This window comes from Allokutzneria albata (genome assembly GCF_900103775.1).
GTDB classification, from domain to species: Bacteria; Actinomycetota; Actinomycetes; order Mycobacteriales; family Pseudonocardiaceae; genus Allokutzneria; species Allokutzneria albata.
The window spans coordinates 547,103-555,000 of the sequence record NZ_LT629701.1 but is presented as its reverse complement, the minus strand read 5'-3'; the positions used below and the strand labels follow the sequence as shown (position 1 = coordinate 555,000).

Below are 7,898 nucleotides of genomic sequence, written 5' to 3'. Positions count from 1 at the left end.
AACAGATGCCTGAAGTGGTCATATCCGGTATTAGACCCAGTTTCCCGGGCTTATCCCAGAGTGCAGGGCAGATTACCCACGTGTTACTCACCCGTTCGCCGCTCGTGTACCCCGAAGGGCCTTACCGCTCGACTTGCATGTGTTAAGCACGCCGCCAGCGTTCGTCCTGAGCCAGGATCAAACTCTCCATCAATGACTGATAAGAGAGATGAGATCTAGCTGAACTGCTAGCAAATCAATCATCTCAAAGGAAACCCCTGACGAGGGGTATTCCAAAACATAAGCTCACTGGCTTACATCGGCACACTGTTGAGTTCTCAAAGAACACACGCACACCATCCGGATCACCCACACTCGGGCTCCCCATCCGGGGCTCATTTTGTTCTGCTCGAAGCTTATCCGGTTCGATTTCCCGGTGTCAAATCGGGGGTGAACCCGGTTTGTGTCCGCTTCGGAACGTATTTTGTTGAGCTGTTTCGTACTGTACCCGGTCCGTTTTCGGGGCTGTCAGTGGGGGTCCCACTGCGCGTCCTCGTCCCGGGGAACCACTTCGCGGTGACCCGCTCGGTGTGGAAGGAAAGTTAGCAGGGGGTTCACGGGGCGTTTTCACCGACCCCCCTCTTACGGCGATCTCCCAGGTCAGCGGCATGTCGGCGCGCGGAGGCGGCCTGCGGGCTTGACCCTCACGTGGCGTGAGGCGGCACGGTGAGGGTGCGCAGTCAGGGAGGAATCAGCGTGGACTACACGGTCGGACGGGTCGCCGCTCTCGCGAATGTGACCGTGCGCACTCTTCATCACTACGACGAGATCGGGCTGCTGTCGCCGAGCGGGCGCACTCCCGCCGGATACCGCACCTACAACGAGGCGGACCTGGATCGGCTGCACCGCGTGCTGGCTTATCGCGAGCTGGGCTTCCCCCTCGACGAGATCGCCGCCATCGTCGCGGACGAGAGCACGGACACGATGGGACACCTGCGCAGGCAGCGCGACCTGTTGCTCGCCAGGATCGACCGGCTGAGCGGCATGGTCGCGGCCGTGGACCGGGAGATGGAGTCGCAGCGCATGGGGATCGCGCTGACGCCCGAGGAGCGGTTCGAGGTCTTCGGAGACTGGGAGCCGGTTCCGGGCTACGGCGAGCAGGCGGAGCGGCGGTGGGGGCACACCGATGAGTGGCGGCAGGCCCAGGAACGGATGTCGGGTTTCGCCAAGGAGGACTTCGTCAGGATGCAGGCCGAGCAGGCCGAGTGGGTGCGGCGGTTGCTCGCGGCGATGGACGAGGGCGTTGCCCCGGACAGCGAGCGCGCGATGGATCTGGCCGAGGAACACCGGGGGCTGATCGGCCTGCTCTACGACTGCTCTCCCGCACGGCACGTGCAGATCGCCGAGATGTACGCGAACGAACCGGAGCAGTTGAACTTCCTCGTCCCGCCTGACCAGCAGCGGCCGGGCACGGGGGCGTTCATCTGCGCCGCGGCTCGTGCGAATGCCCGCCGATCGGGCGAATGACTCGGCCGTTCAGCCCTACAAGGATCTACGGACTTTCGTAGCTTCTGGGGAGGTTGACATGGGTGATCGTGCTGTCCACTACGTCGGGAGCCTGCCGGGCGAGGACGCCGGGTCGGCGATGTCCGGGGCCCTGGCCACATCGGGTCCGAAGTTGAGGACGCTGGCCGACGGCGAGACGGGCGAGCGCAACCGGTGGATCGTGAACTTCGTCGACAGCCTCGACGGGCACCCGGACCTGGAGATGCTGGCCAAGGGCACGTGGTCGAGCTACAAGGACATCCCGAAATACCGCATCCGCAAGGGACGCGCACTGACCGGTGACGCGCTGAACCTCACCTACGTCGACGAGTTCCGACGCAGCTACCCGGTGTTCAAGAAGCTGCGCGAGGAGCACCGGCACGAAGGACTGCGTTACCAGGTCGGCGTTCCGGGGCCGTTGGACCTCGCGATGTTCGTCTTCGGCCCGATCGGTCCTTTCAAGCACGTCGAGCCGTTCCACGACGCCACTGTGCGCGAGATCCGGCAGATCCACGCCGAGGCCGGGGACGACGTGCTGTTCCAGATCGAAGTGCCGGTCGAGCTGGTGTTCATGACCAAGGCGCCGAAGCTGGTGCACGGGCTGCTCTCGCGCTGGTTGGCGAAGAAGGTCGTCGCTGTCGCCGCGGGCGCTCCGGAAGGCACGAGCTTCGGCGTGCACCTGTGCCTGGGCGACCTGAACAACAAGGCACTCGGGAAGATGAAGAGCGCCGCGCCGCTCGTGACGCTGTCCAACGCGATCGCCGCCGCGTGGCCCGCGGGGCGGAAGCTGGAGTACGTGCACGCGCCGCTCGCGATGGGTGATCTGCCGCCATCGCCGGACGAGTCCTACTACCGCGCGCTGAGCAAGCTCGCGTTGCCGCCGGGATGCCGCTTCATCGCCGGGCTGGCGCACGAGAACCAGGACCTGGACACGCAGCGGCGGTTGCTGGCCCTGGTCGAACGACTCGTCAACGACAGCGTGGACATCGCGTGCGCGTGCGGCCTCGGCAGGCGAACCGCTGATCAGGCCGCCAAGGCGATGGCCAGGTGCAACGAGCTGGCTCAAACCGGCTGATCAGCCGACTTGCACGACGGGGGCGGGTGAAGTACCCCCTGTGGGATGACTACGCGCCCCGTCGTGCTCGGCACACTGCTGGTCGCGGGAGTGCTGGTGGCGTGCTCGGACACCCCGCCGCCATCGGCACCGCCCACGCAAGCCACCACCAGTACGACCGCCGCGCCCACGACAACGACCGCCGCGAACACCGGTCCGCTCGTGTCCGTTCAGGACGTGGACCCGAGCATCCTCGTCGAGGCGCGCTACTTCACCGACCACAACTTCGTCGGCGAGCGCATCGAGGGCTACGAGGCGAACAAGTGCCTGTTGATGCCGCAGGCCGCCGAAGGGCTCAAACGCGTGCAGGCCGAGCTCAAGCCGAAGTCGCTGAGCTTGAAGGTCTACGACTGCTACCGCCCGCAGCGCGCCGTGAACCACTTCGTCCGGTGGGCGAAAAACGCGGACACGCGGATGAAGGGCGAGTTCTACCCGACGCTGGGCAAGGACCGGCTGTTCCCGGACGGCTACATCGCCGACCGCTCCGGGCACAGTCGTGGGAGCACGGTCGACCTCACGCTGGTCGCCGTGCCACCGCCGCCGCAGGCGCAGTACCGCGCGGGGGACGCGCTGGTGAGCTGCACCGCGCCCAAGGAGCGGCGGTTCGCCGACAACAGCGTGGACATGGGCACCGGCTACGACTGCTTCGACAAGCTGGCGCACACGGCGAACCCGGCGGTCGGCCAGCCCGCGCAGGCGAACCGCGTGCTGCTCAAGTCCTTGATGGACAAGCACGGCTTCACCAACTACGCGCAGGAGTGGTGGCACTTCACCCTGCGAGGTGAACCACATCCTGAGACCTACTTCGACCTCCCGGTGCGTTGACCCCGGAAGTCGATACGTTGCTGACAAGACCTGAAGATGGGGAGAGCGCATGGCTGCCGATATCGGCGTGACCGGGCTCGCGGTGATGGGCCGCAACCTGGCGCGCAACTTCGCCCGCAACGGCTTCTCGGTGGCGGTGCACAACCGCTCGCGGGCGAAGACCGACGCGCTGGTGTCCGAGTTCGGGCACGAGGGCGAGTTCGTGGGCAGCGCGACGGCGGAGGAGTTCGTCGCGTCGCTGGCCACACCGCGCAAGATCGTGATCATGGTGAAGGCGGGCGCGCCGACGGACGCGGTGATCGACGAGCTGACGCCGCTGCTGGAGCCGGGCGACATCCTGGTGGACGGCGGCAACGCGCACTTCGCCGACACCCGCCGCCGCGAGGCCGCGCTGAAGGAGAAGGGCATCCACTTCGCCGGGGTCGGCATCTCCGGCGGTGAGGAGGGCGCGCTGCTCGGGCCGAGCATCATGCCCGGCGGCTCGAAGGAGTCCTACGCCGCGCTCGGGCCGCTGCTGGAGAAGATCTCCGCGAAGGTGGACGGGACGCCGTGCTGCGTGCACGTGGGCCCGGACGGTGCGGGGCACTTCGTGAAGATGGTGCACAACGGCATCGAGTACGCCGACATGCAGCTGATCGCGGAGTCCTACGACCTGCTGCGGCAGGGGCTGGGACTGAGCGCGAAGGAGCTGGCGGAGGTCTTCCGCGGCTGGAACACCGGTGAGCTGGACTCGTACCTGATCGAGATCACCGCCGAGGTGCTCGACCAGGTCGACGCGGCGACCGGCAAGGCGTTCGTGGACGTCGTGCTGGACCAGGCGGAGCAGAAGGGCACCGGGCGCTGGACGGTGCAGACCGCGCTGGAGCTGGGCGTGCCGATCAGCGGGATCGCGGAGGCGGTGTTCGCGCGGTCGCTGTCCGGGCACGCCGACCAGCGCGCTGCGGCGGCGAACCTGCCCGGCCCGAGCGGCGGCCGAGTGTCCGGTGAGGCGGCGCGGACGCTGGTCGAGGACGTCCGGCTGGCGCTCTACGCGTCGAAGATGGTCGCCTACGCGCAGGGCTTCGACCAGATCATCGCGGCCAGCAAGGAGTACGGCTGGGACGTCGACCTGGGTGCGACGGCGACGATCTGGCGCGGGGGCTGCATCATCCGGGCGCGGTTCCTCGACCGCATCCGCGAGGCCTACGACGAGTCGGGTGAGCTGCCGTCCCTGCTGGTCGCGCCGTTCTTCGCCAAGGCGCTGGAGCAGGCGCAGCAGGCGTGGCGCCGCGTGGTGACCACGGCGGTGGAGCTGGGTGTTCCGACGCCGGGCTTCGCGTCGTCGCTGGCCTACTACGACGGGCTGCGGCGGGAGCGGCTGCCTGCGGCGCTGATCCAGGGCCAGCGGGACTTCTTCGGCGCGCACACCTACCGCAGGGTGGACCGCGAGGGCAGCTTCCACGTGGACTGGTCCGGCAAGCGCGGGGAAAGTCCGGCCTGACCCGAAAAGCCGGGCTGCCCCCGGGTGGCCCGGCTTTCGTTTGAGAAGGTGCGGTGGTGAAGGGACTCGTGTCGATCCTGGCGGCCACCGCCCTCGTCTGCGCCGGGTGCGGCGGTGGCGGCGCACCCGCGGCGAAGGACCTGTGCGAGGTGGTCGGCAAGGCGGACTTCCCGTGGCCGGGTGAGCCGACCGCCAAGCGCGAGGAGGACTCGCTCGGGTTGACCTGCTCGTGGTCGGCCTCCGGCTACAGCGTGGACCTGAAGCGGATGCCGGACATCCCGCTGGAGACGCTGCGGAAGTCGTGGAACCTCAAGGAGCCCGCGAAGTCGCTCGGCGGGCGCGAGGTGTTCGTGCACAAGTCCGGTTTCGACCTGCAGTCGGAGGAGCGGCGGGCGATCGAGTGCCGCGCGGTGATGCAGGAGGGCTCCGGCGTGGTGACGCTGCAGGTGCGCAACGACGACGCCGCCGATCTGTGCGGCGACGTCACGAAGCTCGCGGAGAAGGTGGCTAGCTCGCTGAAATAGCGAACAGGCGCTTCTCGGCCTCGTCGAGGGCCACGCGCAGCGCGCCGAGCGCAACGGCGTCGTCGACCAGCTCCGAGAGCACCAGGCGCGGTGGTGTGAGGCAGAGTCCGGGCACCCGGGCGGACAGGCGTTCCAGCAGCGCCGGGCCGCAGTCGGCGATGACACCGCCCAGCACCACCAGTTCAGGGTCCACGGCGAGCGCCATGGTGGCGATGCCGTTGGCCAGGGCCTCGACGAAGTCGGCGACCTCGGCCGCCGCGCGCGGGTCGGCGAACACGCGCGCGGGGTCGTGCTCGGAGTTCACCAGGAAGTCGTTGGCGGCGGCCCACGGCGAGTTCGGCAGCGCGCCCAGCTCGCCCGCCGCGCCGTGGCTGCCGCGGTGCACGCGGCCGTCGATGACCACGCCGACACCGAGCTTGTGGTCGGCGAGCACGCAGACCACGTCGTCGATGTCGCGGGCGACGCCGCGCCAGCGCTCCCCCATCGCCGCGGTGTTGGCGTCGTTCTCCACCAGGACGGGGCACGGGAAGTGGGCGCCCAGTTCACCCGCGAGGTCGAGGCCGGTCCAGCCGTCGAGCACCGAGCAGAGCGAAATCTTCCCGGTGCGGCCGACCAGTCCCGGCGTGCCGACGGCGACCGCCCAGAGGTCGTCCTTGGTGATCCCGGCCGCCTGCAGGCACTGGTGCGCGGTGCGCCGGAGCCGCACCAGGCGTTCGGGGCCGGGCAGGTCCGGGGTCAGCTCGACCCGCCTGGTTTCGACGATCTCGCCGTGCAGGTCGCCGAGGACGGCGTAGACCTTGTGCGGGCTGACGTGGACGCCGAGCACGTGTCCGGCGTCGATGCGGAAGCGGAAACGGCGCGCGGGCCTGCCGAGCGGGCGGGGTCCGCCGGAGACGGGTTCGACCTCGGTGACGAGGCCGGTGGCCAGCAGTTCCTCGATGGCGCCCTCGACCGCGGAGCGGGACAGCTCGGTGGCCTTGGTCAGCTCGGTCAGGGTGACCGCTCCCGCGCGGTGCAGCACCCGCAGCACCCTGGCCGTGTTCAGCTTCCGCAGAGCCGTGGCGTCGCCGCCGAGCCCTCGCACTCCGTCCACGGGACACAGGCTAGCCGGAGATCACACTTCACAACCTTCACGAATTTATGAAACCTGTGTAGCTTGAGGCGCATGAGGATCGTGATCGTGACCGTGGGCTCGCGCGGCGACGTCGCTCCCTACACCGGCCCCGCGGTGCGGCTGCGCGAGGCGGGCCACCAGGTCGTCGTCTCCGCCCCGGCCGAGTTCGCGGACATGCTCGGCGAACTCGGGCTGGAGCACCGCCCGATGGCGGGCGACATGCGCGCCTTGCTGGCCTCCGAGCAAGGGCGCGCCTGGGCGGAGAAGGGCACCGGGCTCAAGGGGCTGAAGGTGCAGCTGGAGATCGCCGAGCAGCTGATGAACAGCGTCGCCGACAGCGTGATGGACGCCGCGGCGGACGCGGACGTCCTGCTGCTGCAACGCGGAGCGATGATCAACGGGTACCTGGCGGGCAAGGCGCTCGGCATCCCCGCCGTCGCGCTCGAACTGTTCCCCGGCGTGCCGACCGCGGAGTTCGGCCTCGCCGGACTGGGCGGCAAGGACCTCGGCCGCGTGCTGAACCGGTGGCTGCCCAGGCTCGCGCTGCGCGTGCCGACCTCGATCGACGCGTCGGTGAAGCAGTTCTGCCGCCGGATCGGGCTGCCGCCGGTGGGGGTCGGCGCGGCGCGGCGGATGATGCTGGCCGACCACGGCTTCCCGGTGCTGCACGGGTTCAGCAGGCACGTGGTGCCGCGCCCGGTGGACTGGCCGAGCGGCGTGGACGTGGTCGGCTACTGGTGGCCGGAGCGCCCGCCCGGCTGGACCGCACCCGCCGAGCTGGTGGACTTCCTGAAGGCCGGTCCGCCCCCGGTGTTCCTCGGCTTCGGCAGCATGGCGCCGGGAGCGGGTGAACGCCTGTCGGAGGTGGTGACCGAGACAGTGCGCCGCGCCGGGATCCGCGCCGTCGTGCAGGCCGGCTGGTCCGGGCTCACCGCGACCGGCGACGACGTGATGTGCGTGGAGAGCGTCCCGCACGACTGGCTGTTCCCGCAGATGGCCGCGGTGGTGCACCACTGCGGCGCGGGGACCACCGGGGCGAGCGTGCGCGCCGGGGTGCCGGTCGTGCCCACCCCGGTGCTGGCGGACCAGCCGTTCTGGGCCTCGCGGCTGGCGAAGGTCGGCGTCAGCCCGGGATCGGTGCCGTTCGCGAAGCTGGCCGCCGAGCCGCTGGCCGAGCTGGTCACCCGCGCCGTCACCGAACCTGGTTACCGCGCCTGCGCTCGGGTGCTGGCCGGGCACGTGCGCGCGGAGGACGGCGCGGGTGCGATCCTGCGGCTGGTCGAGCGGGCGAACCCGCGCCGGGTGTGACGGTCTTCC

General features: G+C 69.4%; 7 protein-coding genes and 1 rRNA gene (1 of these 8 cut by a window edge). 6 read left to right on the top strand and 2 right to left on the bottom strand.

Annotated features, from left to right (window positions below; all coding sequences use genetic code 11):
* A 16S ribosomal RNA gene (locus BLT28_RS02615) occupies positions 1-193 on the bottom strand; it reaches 1,325 nt to the left of the window's first position.
* 542 nt (positions 194-735) lie between these two features.
* Between BLT28_RS02615 and BLT28_RS02610 the strand changes: the two genes are divergently transcribed.
* From BLT28_RS02610 to BLT28_RS02590, 5 genes are read left to right on the top strand one after another with little or no spacing between them, the layout of a single operon-like run.
* Complete coding sequence (locus tag BLT28_RS02610) at positions 736-1,506, top strand: MerR family transcriptional regulator (protein WP_030433501.1); 771 nt, start codon at positions 736-738, stop codon at positions 1,504-1,506.
* A 58-nt stretch (positions 1,507-1,564) separates the two neighbouring features.
* On the top strand, positions 1,565-2,599 hold the full coding sequence (locus tag BLT28_RS02605; protein ID WP_052408200.1) for a hypothetical protein: 1,035 nt from the start codon (positions 1,565-1,567) through the stop codon (positions 2,597-2,599).
* Between the two features lie 45 nt (positions 2,600-2,644).
* The gene (locus tag BLT28_RS02600) at positions 2,645-3,463 is read left to right on the top strand and encodes a M15 family metallopeptidase (RefSeq protein ID WP_030433499.1); all 819 of its coding nucleotides are present in this window, start codon (positions 2,645-2,647) and stop codon (positions 3,461-3,463) included.
* Between the two features lie 49 nt (positions 3,464-3,512).
* Positions 3,513-4,943 carry an NADP-dependent phosphogluconate dehydrogenase gene (gene gndA / locus BLT28_RS02595; RefSeq protein WP_030433498.1) on the top strand — a complete coding sequence of 477 codons (1,431 nt, stop codon included), beginning with the start codon at positions 3,513-3,515 and terminating at the stop codon, positions 4,941-4,943.
* 56 nt (positions 4,944-4,999) lie between these two features.
* On the top strand, positions 5,000-5,467 hold the full coding sequence (locus tag BLT28_RS02590; RefSeq protein WP_030433497.1) for a hypothetical protein: 468 nt from the start codon (positions 5,000-5,002) through the stop codon (positions 5,465-5,467).
* Here the strand turns inward: BLT28_RS02590 and BLT28_RS02585 are convergent.
* On the bottom strand, positions 5,451-6,560 hold the full coding sequence (locus BLT28_RS02585; protein ID WP_043814166.1) for an ROK family transcriptional regulator: 1,110 nt from the start codon (positions 6,558-6,560) through the stop codon (positions 5,451-5,453). The genes BLT28_RS02590 and BLT28_RS02585 overlap by 17 nt on opposite strands.
* A gap of 72 nt (positions 6,561-6,632) precedes the next feature.
* On the opposite strand from BLT28_RS02585, the gene BLT28_RS02580 reads away from it, so the two are divergent.
* Positions 6,633-7,889, top strand: a complete 1,257-nt coding sequence (locus BLT28_RS02580; protein ID WP_030433495.1) for a glycosyltransferase — start codon at positions 6,633-6,635, stop codon at positions 7,887-7,889.
* Positions 7,890-7,898 lie beyond the last annotated feature (9 nt).